The sequence below is a fragment of the Pseudomonas sp. LBUM1653 genome, assembly GCF_059716115.1.
Window position 1 is genome coordinate 1,387,099 of record NZ_CP166803.1, and the last position, 17,136, is coordinate 1,404,234.

Sequence of the window (17,136 nt, forward strand, 5' to 3'; positions counted from 1 at the left end):
TTCGCGGCTAACACCGATCGAAAGATCGCTGGCGCCTACAAATCCTGGCGCTTGCGAAACGCCCAGCGCCCTGCAATCACGGTAAACGTCGCGACCAGCGCCACCAGAATCCAGAACCCTTCCGGGTCCTGTGAGAGCGGCACCCCGCCGACGTTCATGCCGAAGAACCCGGCAATGATGTTGATTGGCAAGGCCAGCACCGTCACCACCGTCAGGGTGAACAGGGTTCGGTTACTCTGTTCGTTGAGGTTGGCGGCGATTTCCTCCTGCAGCAGCTTGATCCGTTCACCCAGTGCCGTTAGGTCGTTGATGATCAACGCAAACTCCTCGGTGGACTTGCGCAGCTCCTTGACGTCTTCCTTCTGCAACCAGGGTGGCGGGCGATTGAGCAGGCGCAGCAACGACCCAGGCTCCAGTGCCAGCAGGCGTTGCAGCCGCACCAGCACCCGGCGATTGGCCCCCAGTTCAGCGCGGTTGGTCGACAGGCGCGAGGACAGCAGTTCATCTTCGATCTGATCCACGCTCAGGCTGGTCTTGCGCACGATCTGGGTCAGTACTTCGCCCTGGTCGCGCAGCAGATGCACGAGCAACTCCAGCGGCGAGCGGAAGCATTCACCGGCCTTTACCGACGAACGCAACTTGTCCACCGAATGCAGCGGTTGCAGGCGTGCGCTGATGATCAGTCGACTGCGGGCGCAGACCCACAGCGTCGAGACATCGGAGGAGGTCATGCTGCTGAGGTTGAACACCACGTCGTTGACCACCGCCAGCAACGCCGAATCGACATGTTCGATGCGCGTCGACCGAGAGCCTTCATGCAGGGCTTCAAAAAACTCGTCGGGCAGTTCCAGATGGCTCTTCATCCAGCGCTCGCACGCGGCATGGGCGAGGTTCAGGTGCAGCCAGAGAAATTGCTCGGCGTCTTGCGGTTGTTGCAGGTACTGCAATGCCCTGGCCGAATCGATCTCCTGGCCGCGCTCACCGGGGCGAAAGCTGAAACCGTAAAGCAGGCCGAACAGATCCGGATCGCGATGGCTGTGATCGATGCTGTGGTTCATGAGGGCTCGCATGGGGGGCGCCTGTCGCGTGTTTTACAGGTTCACGTGAGCCGCATCATTGCAAGGCTGGATGACGGTTTTGTGACAATCAGTTGCTGCAAAAAATTGTGCTGCCGGTGGTCGGATTTATCTCAAGAACCGCTCTGGCACGCCGATCACGCTTGGGTTAAGTTGCGCGCCCTCGGCCCTCAGCCAGGGTCGCGGACAGGGATGTCTGGACCTATTTCACGCCATTACCCGGGCGTGCCTCATTCCTGCCATGAGTACCCTTCGATGCTTTTGCAAAAGTCCTTGAGAGCGCAAGTTCTCGCCCTGCTCAGCGGTAGCCTGTTCGCGATGCTGTTGATCGCCCTGGCCTGCTTTCACTTTCTGTCCAGCGGAGTCCAGAACTACGCCAATCTGATCGAAGGCCCGCTGCACACTTCGCAATTGATCGATGAAGCCAACCTGCAGTTCAAAGTGCAGGTGCAGGAGTGGAAAAACGTCTTGCTGCGTGGCAAGCAACCGGCGGACCTGGACAAGTACTGGAAGCAGTTCGAAGACCGTCAAGGTGATGTGCAGCGCATTCTCGGTGAGCTTGCCGGACAGAAAGGGATCGAGCCGCTGCTCAAGACGCGCATCGAACGCCTGCGGGACGAACATCGCCTGCTGGGCGCGGCGTATCAGAAAGGCCGCGATGCCTTCGTGGCCGCCGGTGCCGACCCAACGGTTGGCGACAGTGCGGTCAAGGGTGTGGACCGTGCGACCAGCGATCAGATGAGCGAACTGGTCAGCGCGTTGCGCAAGCAGGGCGCCGAGCAAGCCACGTTGATCAGCGCCGCGGCCGACCGCACGGTGTGGCTGGGGATCATTGTGATGCTGGCCTCAGGGCTATTGATCGGCCTGTTGAGCCTGTGGCTGGTCAACCGCTATCTGGTCGAGCCGATCCGTCAGTTGATCGAGTACGTGGCGCAACTCAGTCATGGCCGTTTTGCCGAGCATGTGGACAGCAGCCGCCAGGACGAACTGGGGAAGCTGGCGATGGCGGCCAACACGCTGCGCGATTTCCTCGCCGAAACCTTCAGTCGTTTGCAGCGCAGTGCTTCGGACCTGGACAGCGCCAGCGGTGAACTGAACTCGATCGCCACCTTGATGGCCGGTGGCACCCACGAACAGTTCAACCGCACCGATCAGGTCGCCACGGCCATGAACGAAATGTCCGCCACTGCACAGGAGGTCGCTCGTCACGCGGTGGATGCCGCGCGCGCGGCTGACGACGCCGACCAGTCGGCCCAGCAGGGCGAAAAAGTCATGCAGGGCACCATTCACACCATCACCCGGATGCGCGGTGAAATCGCCAACACCGCCACGGTCATTCGGCAGCTGGAAACCGACAGCGGGCGCATCGGCAAAGTGCTGGAAGTGATTCGCGGCATCGCCGAGCAAACCAACCTGCTGGCCCTCAACGCGGCCATCGAGGCGGCCCGTGCCGGTGAAGCCGGGCGTGGTTTTGCGGTGGTGGCTGACGAAGTGCGCAGCCTGGCCCAGCGTACGGCGGCATCGATCATCGAGATCAACCAGATTATTGAAACCGTGCAAACGGGTGCGGTACACGCTGCCCAGGCGATCGAAAACGGTCAGGCGCGCAGCGACGAAAGCGTCGAGCAAGTGACCCAGGCCGGCGCCATGCTGGAGCGTATTACCTTGGCCGTGGAAGCCATCCGCGACATGAACCGCCAGATTGCGACCGCCGCCGAAGAGCAGACGTCAGTGGCCGAAGACATCTCGCGCAACCTCACCGAGATAACCAGCATCGCGAGCACCAATCTGGACAACGTGCAGCGCACCGAAACCGCAAGCAACAACCTGCACGGGTTGTCGGGGCAGTTGAACGAGGTGACGGCGCGGTTAAGTGCGTGATGGGTGTTGCGGGCGTCTGATCTGCACCTGGTAGATGCAAAAAAGCCGCACGATGGAAACATCGTGCGGCTTTTTGCTGTGTGCATCAGTCGTCTTTTTTGTTCTTCAGGACTTCGCCGGTGGCGGCATTCAGGTCCACGTCCCATTCAACATTTTTGGCGTCGCGCAACTCGACTTCGTACTCGTAGCCGTTGAAGTGGTTGTCCAGGTCACTGTCGGTAATCGTGGCGCCCGGGTGCAGCTTCAGCACGATCTGATTCAGTTCTTCCAGCGGTTTGATCTTGCCATCCTTAACCAACTGAGGGATCTGGTCGACGGGAACATCAGCTTGGGCCAGGCCAGCGGTGAGGGTCAGGGCGGCAGCGGTGAACAGAGCAGTCAGGGTTTTCATGGGGTTCTTTCCTTGGGTGAACTGTTTAAGTGGGATCAGATTAACTGTGGCAACTTAATTCACGCTTAAATTCCCTTGAGTCGAATGATCAATACCCGTTATTGCGCAGCACCTGCGCCACAGTCACCGCCGCCGGGCGTTTGTAGAATTTCAGCAATTCACTGGCGCGGTTGGTGAAAATCCCGTCGACGCCAGCCTCCATGACCTTCTGGTAATCCACCGCCTCATCGATGGTGTAGACGTGCACCAGCAGGCCCTGATCGTGGGTGTACTGGTTCATCCACGGTTGCACCAGGTCGGCGTAGCTCTGATCGCCACCGTGGGTCAGCGCGGCGGACGGGCCGGTGCCGATCGCGCCCTGGGCCTTGGCATAGTCGACCCAGCGCTGGAACTCGGCTTTGTCTTTCGGTTGCTGTTTGGCGTAGTAGGCGGCTTTGTCCTTGTCTCCGGATTCGGCAAAGGTCACGGTCGATTTTGGCTCGATGTTGCCTTCGCCAACCCACAGCAGCAGGATCTTCGGCACCTGCGGCATTTCCTTTTGCAGCAGTTCGAGGCTGCTCTTCTCGAACGTTTGCAAGACCACTTTGCCTTTGCCCTGACCGACGCCCAGTGCGCTTTTGGCCAGTTTCGAACCCGCGGGGCTCAACCACCCGCGATCCTGGAGTTTTTCCTTGAGGTCGCGTTCGATGCCGGGGAATTGCTTCGGCTCCTTGGTTTCGATGTACAGGCCAGGCTTGTGCAGCGGATTGCCTTGGGCGATGTCGATGATTTCATCGAGGGTGAGGATTTTCAGGCCGGCAAACCCAGGCTGCGCGCGATCCGGGTAGGCCGCGTTGAACCAGCTGCCGGCGTCCAGGGTTTTCAGCTCGGTCATGGTGAAGGCATTGGCCGGGCTGTCCTTGCGCTCGGGGAACTTGCTGGCGACGTCGGTGGTGCGTTGCAGGTTGTTGTCGTGCAGGGCGAAGAGCACGCCATCCTTGCTGCGCTGCAGGTCCAGCTCCAGGTAATCGGCGCCCAGGTCACGGGCCAGTCTGTAGGCGGCAGCGGTGGATTCCGGTGCATCGAAAGACGCGCCACGGTGGGCGATCACCGCCGGGTGTGGAATGCCCACGCGGGTGGCCAGGGCGGCGGGGCCGGGTTCGCTGGCGGCCTGGGCTTGGCCGAGGCCAAGCAGCAAACTCAGGAGCAGGGCGCTTTGGGTGAAGGTGGCCGGCATGGTCGAGATCCTTTCGCGATAGGTTTCAAAGAGGTCTCTTTTAACAATTGAACCGGACAAGCGCTATCGCCAGACCGACATAAACCTGTTCAAAGCAGGTTTTTTGCCGCGCTGCCGCGATTTTTCAGTACCCACGGTTTAAAACTCAGCCACAACAAGACCCCCGGTACCTGCAACGCGATCATCACCCCAAGTGACCACCGATAAGCCTCAACCGGGTGCCCTTGCCCATATGCTGGCCACAGGTTCAGAATTTCTCCCATCAACCACTGCAAGACGAACGCCAGCACGAATACCACCAGGTTGAACGATGAACTGACCCGCCCGGCAAGCTCAGGCGACACAGACTGAGCCACGATCGCGTAGTTCATGGTGGTGGAGGTGCCGAAGAAGCTGAAACCCATAGCAATCAGTAACGGCGATACAGGTAGTCCGCTGATCATTAGTAATTGAAATGCGATGAAGATTGAAACCCCGCCACCACACACCATGATCGGTTGCACACCAAAGCGCCGCAGGTAGTCGGTGATTGAGCCGAAGACCAGCGAACCTGCCACCATTGCCACGGTACCCCAGAGCAGGGCTTTAGCCATGTTGGACTCATTCAACTGGGCTACATCGCGTAGCCAAGGCCCCATCCATAGCGACAACACTGACATGTAGATCGCATGGGCAAATACCGAGTACAACGCCAGCCGCCAGAATACCCATGAGGAGTAAAGTGTCCCCACGGCCTTGGACATTTCGCCGAGGGTGGTGTGTTTGGGCTTGTAGGTGCGCGGCACGCTCCGATGAATGACTACGCAGACGAACAAAGTCAGCAGCGCCAGAATCAAGAACGCTTCACGCCATGTGATCCACTTGAGCAGCTCATGCAACGGCGTGGTGGACGCCATTGCGCCCAGGCCGCCCACTGATAACAGGCATGCTGTACTCAATGGCAGACGTTCGGCAGGCAACCAGATGGCACACGCCTTGATCGCGCTCATCAGCGAACCAGCAACACCTAGACCGATCAGGCCGCGACCAATGATCAGTCCCAGTTCGGTATGGGAGAAGCTGAAAATCAGCGAGCCCAACACAGCGAACAGCAACATGGGGGCCTGCACGCTGCGCGGACCGTAGCGGTCGAGCATGACACCCAGCGGAATCTGCGCTGCGGCGAACGTTAGAAAGTACACGCCGGTCAACAGGCCCAGGCTGCTGGCGGGAAGAAGCAGCTCCCGTTCCAGATCCACATAAATCAAGGCGTTTACCGTGCGAAACAGGTAGGACACAAAATGACCTAAGCCAAAGGGGATGAATATGGTCAAGAACAGGTACAAAAACGAATGTTTGGCTTCCTGATCGGCTTTTGCGCAAGAGCCTGAATTCTCATTACTCATGTCGCAATAGCCTCGCATGTGGAAAAGGTTGTGCGTATTTCACAGCAGAAACGCCCCCGCTCTTCTTCAAGCCAAAGCTCATCAGGGCACGGTCGCATTTCTGAGAACTTTACGTGGACAGCGTTCTTCAGCGCATTGGTTATGCCGTCTAAGGACAACGGGTTATCAAAGTCGAGGAAGAGCGGTTTGGGTTCGGTATCGATCTTGACGAACGCATAACGGGGCAAGCCATGATCGGCAGCCCAGGCACGCCATTGCAGAGTGTGTTCGAGCTCGTCGACCGAGCCTTTCGGCGTTGGCATGTCATCTCTGGTAAATATCCAGGAAGCGCGCTTGTAGAGGGTGCGGCCAAACCAGACACGTCGGTGCTCGTGTTTGGTCACGGTGCTGCCAGCCAAGGCGAAGCCTAGCCGGTGCATGGGAGTCGAATATACGCACAGCAAGTCTTCGTTGAACTGCCCGAGGGCGTCGATCACTTGCAGGCGATCATTCGCTCGCAGCACTTGTGCCCTACCGGCAGCAAACCGCTGACTCGCCGCGACACAACCGCCACCCGATGGCAGCACCAATTGCAAGTAAGAAGATTGCAACGGCCAGTCGATGTGCGAGCGTTGATAACTGGTAGGTGAATCCGCCAGTATCAGACGCGGTTGTTGGAAAATCGCCTCTACCTGCTGGTGTATCTGAGTATTGAACGGTCCGAACGGCGCGGCTACGGGTTGACTCAGAGTATGGACTGCCGGATGCACTTCACCCACGATGATTTCATAGTCACCGTGATTGAAGGCCTTCATCGACGCACTGGAGATCATGATGTCCGGGGAGTGGTAGTCGCTGCCAAAGACCTCGAAGCCAGTTACATCCATATCGGCGTTCAACAGGGTGATCAGACGTTCGATGTCCGCGGCACAAAGATGTACTTCAGGATGCTCCGGGAAGTCCTGCAGCAGTTGCGTCCAAGCCGTTTCCAGGCGCAGATCGAGGTCCAGGATGATTTGCGCTTCAAGTGCCGGTAACAGTGGAGCAAGGGTGTTGAGCAGGTCGAGAAAATCAACCGGCTTGCCGGGCCTGGCAGCCTGGCGCTGCTCCCAGACATCAATGAAAGCCTTATTGAGTTGATGAGCGATGGCTTTGATCAGCCACTGATTGATGCGCATCAACGGCGCCAGCTCTTCATTGACGTGGCTGAGCATGGCTCGGCCGAGGCTGATGTCCATGTTTCTTGAACAGTCCTCGTACACCGGGTAACGGCCGACATACATGGCGCCGGTCTCCCGGCTGAGGTCGACCCCTGCCTCGCCCAACAGTTGGTTCAAGCCCTCCAGGCATTCGGTCCGGCGCAACAGGTCGCCGTGAGCATAGTTATGGCGCAAGCCCTCCAATGCTTCAAGGCGCGCTCGCCAGACCTGGCTGAACTCATCGGATACCCGCGCATTGGCCAAGTATCGTTGCAGCTGCAAGATGGGGTTACGTTCACGAGGAGACATTTGCCAGCCGCGACGCACGATCCGTTTGCTCACCAAATGTTCCAGCAGCTCGTGCAGTATGCTGACCTCGACTTCAGAAAAGACGCTCAACATCTCGGCAAAAGTTGGTTCTTGACCCTGTTGTTCGCTGATGTAATGCAGTACCTGAGCGGTTTGTGGGCTGAGGCGCTGGCTTTTGCCAATCGGCATGAACAGGGTCTGTTCCTGCAGGTAGCATCCGGTATTGAGCTGCAAGGGCATACGGTCGGTGTCAGGACATTGTTGGTTGATCTGTTCAACCAACCGCTGCACCACCCAATTCTCGAAGAGGGTGTGGCGATCCTTGATCCACGCCGTGTCATCCTGGGTCAGCAGGACATTGTCCATCTGGCGGGTATCGAACCGGCCCCAGGCCAAAGGACCGAAAAAACTTGAGGTATCGTTCTTGGCACAGAAACGTTGCGCGTAACTCCAACCCAGTCGCAGCTTCTGTTTTTTGCGGGTATCGTTTCTGCCGTGCCGATCCCTGATCAGCTCACGGATACGTGTCAACGCCGACGGGTTGGATATGAACAAAGCCTCGGCTACCGCTTCGTCGTCCAGGAAGTCGATCAGCCCTTGGCGAGCGCTCTCCAGATAGGTGCTGTATTCATGATCCGTATCTTCTCGCGCCGCGGCCCGCTCCAACAAGCCGTTCCAGCGTTGCAAAGCCTCACTCAGTGGTTCACGCAGTGCTTGCGGCAGGTCTGAGGGTTGCAAGGCTTGGCCATCGTTGAGTTTGCGGATGAGTTTGCGGCAGGCCTGGGGTGAGTGTGAGTTGGCCTCTTCAAGCAACGTCGCCTTCAGCGCTTGCATTGAGCGGAAGTTTTGTTCAAAGGCGCGGCACAATGGCAGCTCGGCGAATCGGCCCAGATCCGTCAAGTGATGAATGGGAAAACCGGTCGAGCGCAGCCAGAAGTACTGTGAGCTTTCCATGGTCTAGACCGGCATCCTAATTGCGTTGAGTTGATGAAGTTTGCCGAACAGTGCAATGTCTTCGCCGCTTGGTTGGGCGGCTGTGGAACCCAGTATCTGCGTCAAGGTGACGAGTGACTGTGGTTGCTCAAGACATCTATAGAGATACGCCGCGCGCTGGCTTATTAGCGTGAATTTATGGCGGGTCTCAGGGTTGGGCAAATACACCAGGATGTGTTGGCTGGTTTCCTCCGGGCTGCTACGCCCCAGCAGGCTTTTATCACGCAACCACTGCGACAACGCATAGCTGCTCTGGTAAATGCGTGCACTGTCGGTGCGCTGATATTGGCCCGGCACCACGGCGCTGGCTTTCACCAGTCCGGTGTAGAGGTGCACACATTCGCGTTCAAGCCCCATCAGGTCACGAATCTGCGGGTAATCAGCGAGCTCCTGGCGCTTGAGTAGAAAGTCCAGGGCCGCATCGCAATAACCATAAACTCTTGGCCCAAAATCGAACCACTCTTGTTGACGCAGGAATGCCCTGGACAGTGTTGGCAGATCCACCCCGATGTTGAGCAGTGCGCGCAAAGTCAACGGGGCGCCGGTTTCCAGCGCATTGATAAAGGAATTGACCAAGCGAAATTGATAGTTTTCTACGAACCATTTCACCCTTTCAAACTGACAGGCATAGGCCTGCAGAATCACCCGCTCGTTATCAGGAAAGTGTTCCAGCCATTGGGACGCGCCCTGAGCTTCGTACAACTGCTGCTGCAGTGCTTCATCGCGTAGCAGGCGTCGCCATAGCTTCCAGACCTGCTCAGCATCCATGCGTCAGCTCCTGTACCGGTTTGGTGTAGTGGTTCCAGATTTTCTGAGCACGCCGCACATCGGTGACAATCATGTGTTCGTCGTTGGCGTCCATCACTCGTGTCAGCGCATGGTGGGCCTGCCCCTGGTATTCCAAGATGATCGCCGAGGGGCGGGTGCGAGACATGAGTTCCTGGTACAGATCCCAAACAGGTTCAGGCACACACGAGTCATGCCAGTCGTGGTAAAGCCCCTCGTGCCAGCTGCCACCCGCCAGATGCACCGAGATCACCTTGTCCAATGGCAAGGTGTCGAAGTAGTCGTGCAAGTCGAAGTTTTTCAGGTTCAGATGGTTGGTGTAGATGTTATGCAAGTCCAGGTGCAAAAAGGTGCCGGACTGCTGCACGAGCCGGGCCAAGAACTCGGCTTCACGCATTTCAGCGCCTGGGCATTGCAGGTAATAGGCGGCGTTTTCATGGGCCAATGGCATCCCATAATGCGCCTGCAAAGTCTTCGCGCGTTCGGCGCAGCGGAGCACCTCTGCATTGGAAAACTGCAGCGGGCTGCTCCAGATATCCAGCCAGGAGTTGTCGCCATAAAAACAATGGTTGGCGCCCCATGGACTGTTCAGCATCTTGGCCAGGGGCACATGACGTTGTACTGCGGCGGTTTCTTCGAGAGGGCTGAAACCAAAGTCGCAGCCGTAATTGGAATGCGCCAGTAATGTGAATTTCTCAGCCAACCGATTGATCATCGCCTGGGCCGAAGGCCTGATAATCTGCGGGCCATCCATGGGGGCCATGATGTTATCGAGAAGGATTTCCAGCACATCAACTTCGATGTCCTCAAATGGAAACCAGTCGAGGATTTCGGGGTTGTACTGGATACCCACACCAATCGGTTCGGGCTTAACGAAGTGAGCCATGTGGTTGCCCAGTCTGAGGAAGGGGGCGGCTCCCTCGATGTGAGGCCGAGGAAGCGCGGAGTGATCAGGCGAAAACTTTGCTTTCGATGATTTCGATATCGTCGAGGTCGAACTCCTCGAACGGCGCATCGTCGAGGGATTGCGGCGTGATGCTGGCAGTGGGTTCGGTGGTGAGTTCATCCGTGTTGGCGATAGCCGGGGGCACTGTAGGTTGGGTCATGACATCGTCCTTATGGGTGGTTGAAAAGGCGAATCAGGGTGGCTGCGGTGAAGCACCAGGCGATTACCCAGCCCAGGCAGGTCAACAGGAATGTGCCCCAGTAGAGCCTGCGTAATGCAGGGGAAACCGCTTCAAGCGGCGCGGTGCGCCAATGGCGCTTTACATAGTTGAAAGCGCGCTGGCGCAGACGCGGTTGCCCGAGAACCTCGGTAATGGCCAGGTACGTGTCGCCATTGAAGATGGGCAGCAGCGTCGGTACGAGGGAAATAAACGAAGCCACGATCATCACCACAAAAAGAGCGGGCAAAACCCCTTGGGTGTCACGGAACATCGCCCACAGGACAATGCCCACGCCTGCATACAGAAGGCTGACCAAGGGGCCTGCCAGAATGGTGATCACCCGTTGGTTCAGCAGCAGCTGCGACCATTGCGTCTGAACCGGACGTACCCAGCCGGTGGCCAGTAACAAGTAGATGCCGATTCCGAAATCGTTGACCTTGACCCCGTAGTGACGACAGGCCAACGCGTGCCCCAGTTCGTGAAGGGCGATAGAAGTCAAAATGACCGGGAAGTGCCAGAGCAACCAGCGGTAGCTGTGGATATAGGTCTCGCCAGCATCGGCCATGAACGTACTGAAGTGCACGCCCAGGTATACGAAACTCGCCAGGGTCATCGCCATCAGCGGAAAAATGAATGCCGCGCGGCAGCACCAAGGCGACAACCGGTAAATATGATCGAGCAGTGGCTGCGGGTTGGTTTTCACCAGATTAATCAGCAAATACTCTTTCAGCGGGCCGTAGGTTATGCCCGTGGCTGGGTCACGCAGGTCCTTTTTATGAGCGGTTTGCTCGCTGCTCAGCAGTTTCAGGTTGAGCAATTTGCGCTCGAACTGCGCAAGCTTCTCAGGACTTACCTTGATTCGATACTGAATAAGGGCGGCGCTGGCAATCTCTCGCAGGTTTCGCTGGCCATCGAAGAGCAAAGCAAGGGAGTACTCGGCCTTGCCCAGTTCAAAGCCGATATCATTGCTGGGATCGTAGAGGTTATAGCGCCAAGTGACCGAGTCTGCTGGCGGTGGCGTCACAACCAAGTCAACCCTAAAGCAGGAATGAACTTGGGCGCTCGAGTTTTCGAGAGCATGGACCGAGGCACTCATGCGCGAGCTCGCAACGCGTGGAGGCTTGGCATGTAGGATTTCTGAAGGGCCATGCGGCCTTGGGTCTTAATGCTTTCGAGGTGCTCAGTGGCACGCTGGGTACAGGCTCGCCCCAGTACGTACACCGCCCCCGGCCGAGTCGGCCCACATATGGGCTCACGGGTGGTCCGGATCGGTTCCCAACCATGCTGGCACATCAGGTACTCGATGCTGCTGGCACTCAAATAACGGCGATGGTTATGGGTTAGAAACCCTTGTTCAAGGCCATAACCTAGCGCGCGACCTTCAATCAACAGCAACCCATCCTCGGCACTGGCCCGCCGGCAAAGTTGCATGACTCGGTTGACATCATGAACATGTTCCAACGAACCATTTATGATGATCAGGTTGTAATCACCACTGGGGCTCATACGTTCGGCCCCTATCAGATCGATGTCCAGGCCTATATTTTTGCCGTATTCCACGTAGGCCCGGTCGGGATCATTGCCTCTTACTGTCCAGCCCCGTTTCGCGAAGGGAATCATCAGGCCGCCGGCGGAACAGCCGACATCAAGCATTTTGCCTTTGGTGGGAACCACATCTTGCAAGTACCGGCAAAGGTGTTCGCCGCGGCGTACCTGGTCCAGAAAGAACGCGCGCTCAGGTTCCGTATTGCCGAACAGGCTCAGGCGGTAGTATTTGTCGTAGTAAGCGTCGTAGAAAGCTTGATCGAAGCGGTATTGCTGGAAAATATGGCCGCAGTCCTGGCAACCGAGTACTGGCAATGCCACGGTTTGGTCACCGGGCCCCTGGACGCTTTCCAGCAAAACCCAATGGTCTTTGGAATTGCACAGTTCACAATTCATTTTCTGCGCGCGAAACGTGTCTGGCATCTGCAAAAGTTTCAGGTATTGTTGTTCTATAGTTGCGTTCACGATCACATTCCAGTCACTTGATGCAGAAGAAGCCTTCAAAGCAAATATACTTGAAAATACTGGTTATATCCTTGAAGCCGGCGCGAGATAACATTTCGATATTGCCGGTCGTGGAAAAAGGCTCAAGTACACCTTTCAAGCTTCTGGTTTTCGCCAGGATTTCATCGGCGCTATAGCCTTGGTCCCGCTTATAATCTATATACAGGTTGCTGAGGATGTCTTGAAAGCGTGCGTCTGGGCCGCGTACTTTTTCAAACATGATAAAAGTACCACCCCAGTTTAAAGACTCATAGATGCGATCGAACAAGGCTTGGCGAATACACGGGTGCACAAACTGGATAGTGTAATACGAAACTATCAGATCGCTTTTTTCATAGGGGAAATTCAGAATATCATCGGTAATGAAACTGACGTTATGCTGCGGCGATGCGCTCAAAAGCTCATTCGCCTTACGGGTCATGGCTTCTTCCACATCAATGCCCACCCACTTCGTCGATGCGCCATGACGCTGCGCAAGTTGCCGAGTCAGGGTTCCGGTGGAACTGCCAAGTTCGTAGCAGGTGCTATCGTTTTTTACAAAAAAGTCGCTGAGCGACAGCACGATATCGTGGCCATCCTTATATTTTGGTACGGATTTCGATACATGGGAGTCAAAGTGCTCAGGTGTCGTGCCTCCAAAACTCCATGAGGCATTGCTGGACTCTACACCATCACCAACGGTTTCATTGGGAGTGCCAAGAGATGTCGTTAGAGCAGACATGTATGTAAATTCCTTATCCGATAGTATTCGTGCTCGCCAGTGCAGCTGAGTTTTCTGTTGAAGTAAAGGCTATCCAGTTCTAATCAGTGTGTCATCATTATGCTTGTGGGAAATTAATGTTTGTTTTGTAGGGGATTTCCCAAGTCATGATATTTGACGCATTGAGTAGAGGGTTTGGTGATCTGCCACTGTTCCGTCAACGAATTTAACACCCTGGTATTGGTGAAGAGGATTGTCAGGATTCTGCTAGTACAACCCGTGCTGAATGAGGCTGAAAAATAGAGGGCGCGCCGACAGTCCGCTAAAGGCGTTACGTACCGAGGCCGGGTGATGATATTTCTAACGCCACGAAGAGGCTTTCGGGCGAATGTAGATTCGAAGTGGGCAGAAGTTCTAGCGAGGTTTGAAAAAAAGACACCAGCCAGTGTCATGGTCAAGTTGGCACTGGAACACGCCATTCCGGCGGAGTGGGTTGATCAGGTGTTCGAAGAACACCGTCAACGCCAGTACCTGCGCGGGCTTTTGTTTTCGACCATCGTTGAACTGCTGTGATGCGGCGATCCGACAAGCATGACCTACAAGTTTTGCGTGAACCCATACGCCCGCTCAACCCGACACACCCGCGTATCACACTGCGCATACCAGGTCGAACGCCCACGCTCACGAATCGCCCGGTGCTCGGGATGCTGCTTCCACGCCAGGATCGCCGCCTCACTGTCCCAGTACGACACGGTGATCCCCAGCCCGTCTACACCCCGGGCCGACTCCACACCGAGGAACCCCGGTTGTTCCCGCGCCAGCTCGAGCATCCGCTCGGCGGCGTCGCTGTAACCCTGATCCCCCTCGGTACGCAGTGAGGTGAAGATCACCGCGTAGTACGGCGCCGGCGGCGCATTGGCGATCATGACTGCTGCACCGCGCAGGCCTGGACCAGCGCCCGCACCAGCGGCGGTAGGGTGCCCTTGAGTGCAGCGCGCTCCGGTTGGAATAGTGTGGCGACAAAGAACGGATGACCGCTGAGCTCGACCGCGCGCAACCCTTGCCCGGCATCATGGCCGACAGCGTGAAGTGCGTGCTTGAGCAGTTCCCGTTCGAATTCAGGATTCACACCGTAGCGGCAGCGATAGCCCTCACGAATTTCCGAGGTTTCATACGCCTTGGCGATCTTCGAGCCTTCCAGCAAATGAATAGTGTCCACCGTCTCCACCAGTGAACACGCCAGCGGCGTGAGCAATGCCCGCGTTGCATTGGGTGCCGTCTCGCCATGTTCAGCATCCGACCAACCGAGCACGTTGCGCGCATATTCCAGGACCGCGTGTTGAAAACCGCCGCAGGTGCCGAGGAAAGGCCGCCGCTGTTCACGGGCAAAACGAATCGCCCGCAACGCTCCGTCCATGCTGCGATAAGGGCTGGCGGGCACACACCAGAAACCGTCGAACCCGCTGAGTGGCGTGTCGGCATGCAGGCTATCGGTGGCCAGCCACTGGCCTTGCACGTTTCGGCCGCTGTATTCGGCGGCCATGTCGAGCGCCACAATGATGGCCTGGTGGGCGGTGACTTGCGGGTCGTAATCGCCGATCAGGGCGATGCGAATGACGCGGTTTTCCATGGTTGACCTCGGCGCTTGTTGATTCCCGGCACCCACTATAGATTGGCGTTCACGCACTCAATATGGGCGGTTTCCCAAGTGATCAATGCAGCGACGCACTATCGACTGGACTTCCCGGACCTGGCCCTTGTTCTCGCATTGGTGCGCGGCGGCTCTCTGGCTCGGGCCTCGCAGCTGCTGAAGGTGGATGTCTCGACGGTTTTTCGCGCTGTGCGCCGACTGGAAGCCGCACTGGGCCAGCAATTGTTCGAAAAAAGCCGCGCCGGCTACCTGCCCACCACCCTGGCGCAGGCCCTGGCGGAACAGGCCGAGCGCGCCGAACAGGCATTGGAAGCGGCGAGGGTCGGCGTGGAGCAGGGCGGCGAAGTCGTCAGCGGCACCGTGCGCCTGACCTGCACCGATTCGGTCCTGCAAGGTTTGCTGTTGCCGGCGCTGGCGCAGTTCATGCCAAATTATCCGGCATTGACCCTTGAGCTCAGCACGTCCAACGACTTTGCCAACCTCAGCCGCCGCGATGCCGACATCGCCCTGCGCCTGACCCGTACGCCACCGGAGCATCTGGTGGGGCGACGCCTGGCGGGGATTTCCTACCGAGTGTGTGCCAGTGCCGGTTATCTGCAAGCGGTCGATGCGACCGATCTGGTGTCACTGACCTGGATCGCCCCAGACGACTTCCTGCCTGATCATCCGACAGTGGCCTGGCGACGCCAGGCATTGCCGGGGGTGATGCCGGGATATCGCTGCAACAGCATGCTGTCGGTCACCGAACTGGTGCGGGCGGGGTTGGGCGTGGCGGCGTTGCCGGACTTTTTGATCGGTGATGGATTGCAGCCGCTGGGCGAGCCATTGCATGGATACGACACCGCGCTGTGGCTGCTGACCCGCCCGGATTGCCGCGCCCTGCGCTCGGTGGTGACACTGTTTGATGAGTTGGGGCGGGCGCTGAAGTTGCCGTAGGCCGATCAGGCCTTTGGCGCGTCCTTGCCCACGAAATGCTGATGCATTTCCGTGGTCAGGTTTTCGATGCGCTCGGTGAGGGCTTTGGTCATTTCTGTAAGGCGGGTGTTTTGCTCAAGCAGCGCCAGCAGTTGCGCGGTGTTTTTCGCCGCTTCTGCCTGTCGTTCACTGTTGGCGATCGCCAGCGCTTCGCGGTGTTGCGCATCGGCATCGGATTGGGCTTTGTCCCGCGCTGCCTGACGGGTCTGGGCCAACAGGATCAAGGGTGCGGCATAGGCCGATTGCAGGCTGAAAGCCAGGTTGAGCAGGATGAACGGGTAGGCATCGAAGTGGGTGAAACCGGAGAGATTGAGGCACACCCAGATCACCACGATCAGCGTTTGTGCGCCGAGAAACATTGGTGTGCCGAAGAACCGCGCAAAGGCCTCGGCGCGCAGGGCAAACTTGTCATTGCCAAAGGTCGGCGCCAGATGAGCATGACGGCGATGGAAACGCAGGTGATCGACGGGGGCGTGGGTTTCGTTGCTCGTGGAGGTCATGATGCTCTCTGCAGGGCGCTGGGACTGAGGATCACTATAGCCTCAGCGCGAGTTTCATTCTGAAACACATTGCCCCGTAAAAATTGCAGCGATCAATCGTTCGAGGCCGCCGTCGAGATTGTCATTTATTGCAACTCATAGCAGGCCAGAAACATGTCCAGCGCCGACTCCACCACGGTGCCTTGCATCTCGGGCGACAAACCCGGCAACCCCATGGAAATCTGCGGCCAGAAGGCAAAGGATTTGAGCATTCCATAGACCTGTTGCGCGGCAAACTCCGGGTCGACTGCTTTCAAACGCCCATCGGCCAGGGCGGCACGAATCCACAGGGTCAGGTTTTCTTCGCGCTCACCCATTCGGGTCACCATGCTTTGCGCGCGCTCGGGAGAATGGATGGTCGCAGCGATGGCCACCCGCGCCAGATCGAGCAGATTTTCATCGCTAAGCATCTGCAGTTTTGCCGTCAGCAGGTGACGCATCTGGTCACGCAAGGGCAGGTCGGTGCGGTAGGGCGCTACCTGTTCCGCCGATACCCGGACCCATAATTGATTGAGGATTTCGGCGAACAATTCTTCCTTGCTGGGGAAGTGGTTGTACACCGTGCGCTTGGACACACCGGCAGTGGCGGCAATCTTGTCCATGCTGGTGATGTCGAAGCCATTGGCACGGAATTCGACAATCGCCGCCTGAATGATGGCTTCGCGTTTACGGTCGGTGAGGCGCTGTGGAGCTGTCATAAATACGCTTCGGCAGGAAGAAAGGAAAATTACACTCAGCAGTTTACTTGTGAAAGGCTTTGCTGCAACCTTGAAACTACACTGTGCAGTGTAATGTTTTGTTAATCCTGCCCGGTAAAAAATAGAGTGTTCGGCTGATGCGT

The 17,136-nt window shown here is 57.4% G+C and carries 18 protein-coding genes; 3 read left to right on the forward strand and 15 right to left on the reverse strand.

Annotated features, from left to right (window positions below; genetic code table 11):
- Positions 1-35: 35 nt before the first annotated feature.
- Entirely contained in the window at positions 36-1,058 is a 1,023-nt protein-coding gene (locus ACA054_RS06235) for a transporter (protein ID WP_497690253.1), read from the reverse strand.
- Between the two features lie 273 nt (positions 1,059-1,331).
- Between ACA054_RS06235 and ACA054_RS06240 the strand changes: the two genes are divergently transcribed.
- On the forward strand, positions 1,332-2,957 hold the full coding sequence (locus ACA054_RS06240; protein WP_497688625.1) for a methyl-accepting chemotaxis protein: 1,626 nt from the start codon (positions 1,332-1,334) through the stop codon (positions 2,955-2,957).
- An 85-nt stretch (positions 2,958-3,042) separates the two neighbouring features.
- Here ACA054_RS06240 and ACA054_RS06245 read toward each other — a convergent pair whose 3' ends face one another.
- The 10 genes from ACA054_RS06245 to ACA054_RS06290 form a co-directional block, all read right to left on the reverse strand.
- Complete coding sequence (locus ACA054_RS06245) at positions 3,043-3,348, reverse strand: PepSY domain-containing protein (protein ID WP_130905159.1); 306 nt, start codon at positions 3,346-3,348, stop codon at positions 3,043-3,045.
- 88 nt (positions 3,349-3,436) lie between these two features.
- Entirely contained in the window at positions 3,437-4,564 is a 1,128-nt protein-coding gene (locus tag ACA054_RS06250) for a glycerophosphodiester phosphodiesterase (RefSeq protein ID WP_497688626.1), read from the reverse strand.
- A gap of 89 nt (positions 4,565-4,653) precedes the next feature.
- Complete coding sequence (locus tag ACA054_RS06255) at positions 4,654-5,949, reverse strand: MFS transporter (protein WP_497688627.1); 1,296 nt, start codon at positions 5,947-5,949, stop codon at positions 4,654-4,656.
- The gene (locus ACA054_RS06260; RefSeq protein ID WP_497688628.1) at positions 5,946-8,390 is read right to left on the reverse strand and encodes a lantibiotic dehydratase; all 2,445 of its coding nucleotides are present in this window, start codon (positions 8,388-8,390) and stop codon (positions 5,946-5,948) included. Before ACA054_RS06260 ends, ACA054_RS06255 begins: the two co-directional genes overlap by 4 nt.
- Before the next feature lie 3 nt (positions 8,391-8,393).
- Positions 8,394-9,197, reverse strand: a complete 804-nt coding sequence (gene tglI / locus ACA054_RS06265; protein WP_497688629.1) for a peptidyl (S)-2-mercaptoglycine synthase subunit TglI — start codon at positions 9,195-9,197, stop codon at positions 8,394-8,396.
- Entirely contained in the window at positions 9,187-10,068 is an 882-nt protein-coding gene (gene tglH, locus ACA054_RS06270) for a peptidyl (S)-2-mercaptoglycine synthase subunit TglH (RefSeq protein WP_497688630.1), read from the reverse strand. Before tglH ends, tglI begins: the two co-directional genes overlap by 11 nt.
- Before the next feature lie 97 nt (positions 10,069-10,165).
- Positions 10,166-10,321 (reverse strand): 3-thiaglutamate biosynthesis pearlin carrier peptide TglA, encoded by a 156-nt coding sequence (gene tglA / locus ACA054_RS06275; protein ID WP_497688631.1) that lies wholly within the window; start codon positions 10,319-10,321, stop codon positions 10,166-10,168.
- Between the two features lie 10 nt (positions 10,322-10,331).
- Positions 10,332-11,477, reverse strand: coding sequence for a M50 family metallopeptidase (locus tag ACA054_RS06280; RefSeq protein ID WP_497688632.1), 1,146 nt, complete (start codon positions 11,475-11,477; stop codon positions 10,332-10,334).
- A complete protein-coding gene (locus ACA054_RS06285) occupies positions 11,474-12,391 on the reverse strand; it encodes a class I SAM-dependent methyltransferase (RefSeq protein WP_497688633.1) in 918 nt (305 codons plus the stop codon). Before ACA054_RS06285 ends, ACA054_RS06280 begins: the two co-directional genes overlap by 4 nt.
- 13 nt (positions 12,392-12,404) lie before the next feature.
- On the reverse strand, positions 12,405-13,151 hold the full coding sequence (locus ACA054_RS06290) for a methyltransferase domain-containing protein (protein WP_497688634.1): 747 nt from the start codon (positions 13,149-13,151) through the stop codon (positions 12,405-12,407).
- A 429-nt stretch (positions 13,152-13,580) separates the two neighbouring features.
- Here ACA054_RS06290 and ACA054_RS06295 point away from each other — a divergent pair, with 429 nt between their 5' ends.
- Entirely contained in the window at positions 13,581-13,703 is a 123-nt protein-coding gene (locus ACA054_RS06295) for a hypothetical protein (RefSeq protein WP_497690410.1), read from the forward strand.
- A gap of 23 nt (positions 13,704-13,726) precedes the next feature.
- On the opposite strand, the gene ACA054_RS06300 is transcribed toward ACA054_RS06295, so the two are convergent.
- Both ACA054_RS06300 and ACA054_RS06305 read right to left on the reverse strand, forming a co-directional pair.
- The gene (locus tag ACA054_RS06300) at positions 13,727-14,056 is read right to left on the reverse strand and encodes an antibiotic biosynthesis monooxygenase family protein (RefSeq protein ID WP_497688635.1); all 330 of its coding nucleotides are present in this window, start codon (positions 14,054-14,056) and stop codon (positions 13,727-13,729) included.
- Positions 14,053-14,760, reverse strand: coding sequence for a CTP synthase C-terminal region-related (seleno)protein (locus ACA054_RS06305; protein WP_497688636.1), 708 nt, complete (start codon positions 14,758-14,760; stop codon positions 14,053-14,055). The genes ACA054_RS06300 and ACA054_RS06305 overlap by 4 nt, the downstream gene beginning before the upstream one ends.
- Before the next feature lie 15 nt (positions 14,761-14,775).
- On the opposite strand from ACA054_RS06305, the gene ACA054_RS06310 reads away from it, so the two are divergent.
- Positions 14,776-15,717, forward strand: a complete 942-nt coding sequence (locus tag ACA054_RS06310) for a LysR family transcriptional regulator (RefSeq protein ID WP_497688637.1) — start codon at positions 14,776-14,778, stop codon at positions 15,715-15,717.
- A gap of 5 nt (positions 15,718-15,722) precedes the next feature.
- Here ACA054_RS06310 and ACA054_RS06315 read toward each other — a convergent pair whose 3' ends face one another.
- Positions 15,723-16,256, reverse strand: a complete 534-nt coding sequence (locus ACA054_RS06315; RefSeq protein WP_497688638.1) for a DUF1003 domain-containing protein — start codon at positions 16,254-16,256, stop codon at positions 15,723-15,725.
- A gap of 125 nt (positions 16,257-16,381) precedes the next feature.
- On the reverse strand, positions 16,382-16,993 hold the full coding sequence (locus ACA054_RS06320) for a TetR/AcrR family transcriptional regulator (protein ID WP_497688639.1): 612 nt from the start codon (positions 16,991-16,993) through the stop codon (positions 16,382-16,384).
- Positions 16,994-17,136: the final 143 nt, after the last annotated feature.

Excerpts from the sequence above, each read along its gene's own strand:
- ACA054_RS06245 (WP_130905159.1), bottom strand. The coding sequence starts at position 3,348 with ATGAAAACCCTGACTGCTCTGTTCACCGCTGCCGCCCTGACCCTCACC.
- ACA054_RS06235 (WP_497690253.1), bottom strand. The coding sequence starts at position 1,058 with ATGAACCACAGCATCGATCACAGCCATCGCGATCCGGATCTGTTCGGC.
- ACA054_RS06300 (WP_497688635.1), bottom strand. The coding sequence starts at position 14,056 with ATGATCGCCAATGCGCCGCCGGCGCCGTACTACGCGGTGATCTTCACC.
- ACA054_RS06295 (WP_497690410.1), top strand. The coding sequence starts at position 13,581 with ATGGTCAAGTTGGCACTGGAACACGCCATTCCGGCGGAGTGGGTTGAT.
- ACA054_RS06250 (WP_497688626.1), bottom strand. The coding sequence starts at position 4,564 with ATGCCGGCCACCTTCACCCAAAGCGCCCTGCTCCTGAGTTTGCTGCTT.
- ACA054_RS06315 (WP_497688638.1), bottom strand. The coding sequence starts at position 16,256 with ATGACCTCCACGAGCAACGAAACCCACGCCCCCGTCGATCACCTGCGT.
- ACA054_RS06240 (WP_497688625.1), top strand. The coding sequence starts at position 1,332 with ATGCTTTTGCAAAAGTCCTTGAGAGCGCAAGTTCTCGCCCTGCTCAGC.
- ACA054_RS06255 (WP_497688627.1), bottom strand. The coding sequence starts at position 5,949 with ATGAGTAATGAGAATTCAGGCTCTTGCGCAAAAGCCGATCAGGAAGCC.
- ACA054_RS06290 (WP_497688634.1), bottom strand. The coding sequence starts at position 13,151 with ATGTCTGCTCTAACGACATCTCTTGGCACTCCCAATGAAACCGTTGGT.
- tglA (WP_497688631.1), bottom strand. The coding sequence starts at position 10,321 with ATGACCCAACCTACAGTGCCCCCGGCTATCGCCAACACGGATGAACTC.
- ACA054_RS06280 (WP_497688632.1), bottom strand. The coding sequence starts at position 11,477 with ATGAGTGCCTCGGTCCATGCTCTCGAAAACTCGAGCGCCCAAGTTCAT.
- tglI (WP_497688629.1), bottom strand. The coding sequence starts at position 9,197 with ATGGATGCTGAGCAGGTCTGGAAGCTATGGCGACGCCTGCTACGCGAT.
- ACA054_RS06305 (WP_497688636.1), bottom strand. The coding sequence starts at position 14,760 with ATGGAAAACCGCGTCATTCGCATCGCCCTGATCGGCGATTACGACCCG.
- ACA054_RS06260 (WP_497688628.1), bottom strand. The coding sequence starts at position 8,390 with ATGGAAAGCTCACAGTACTTCTGGCTGCGCTCGACCGGTTTTCCCATT.
- ACA054_RS06320 (WP_497688639.1), bottom strand. The coding sequence starts at position 16,993 with ATGACAGCTCCACAGCGCCTCACCGACCGTAAACGCGAAGCCATCATT.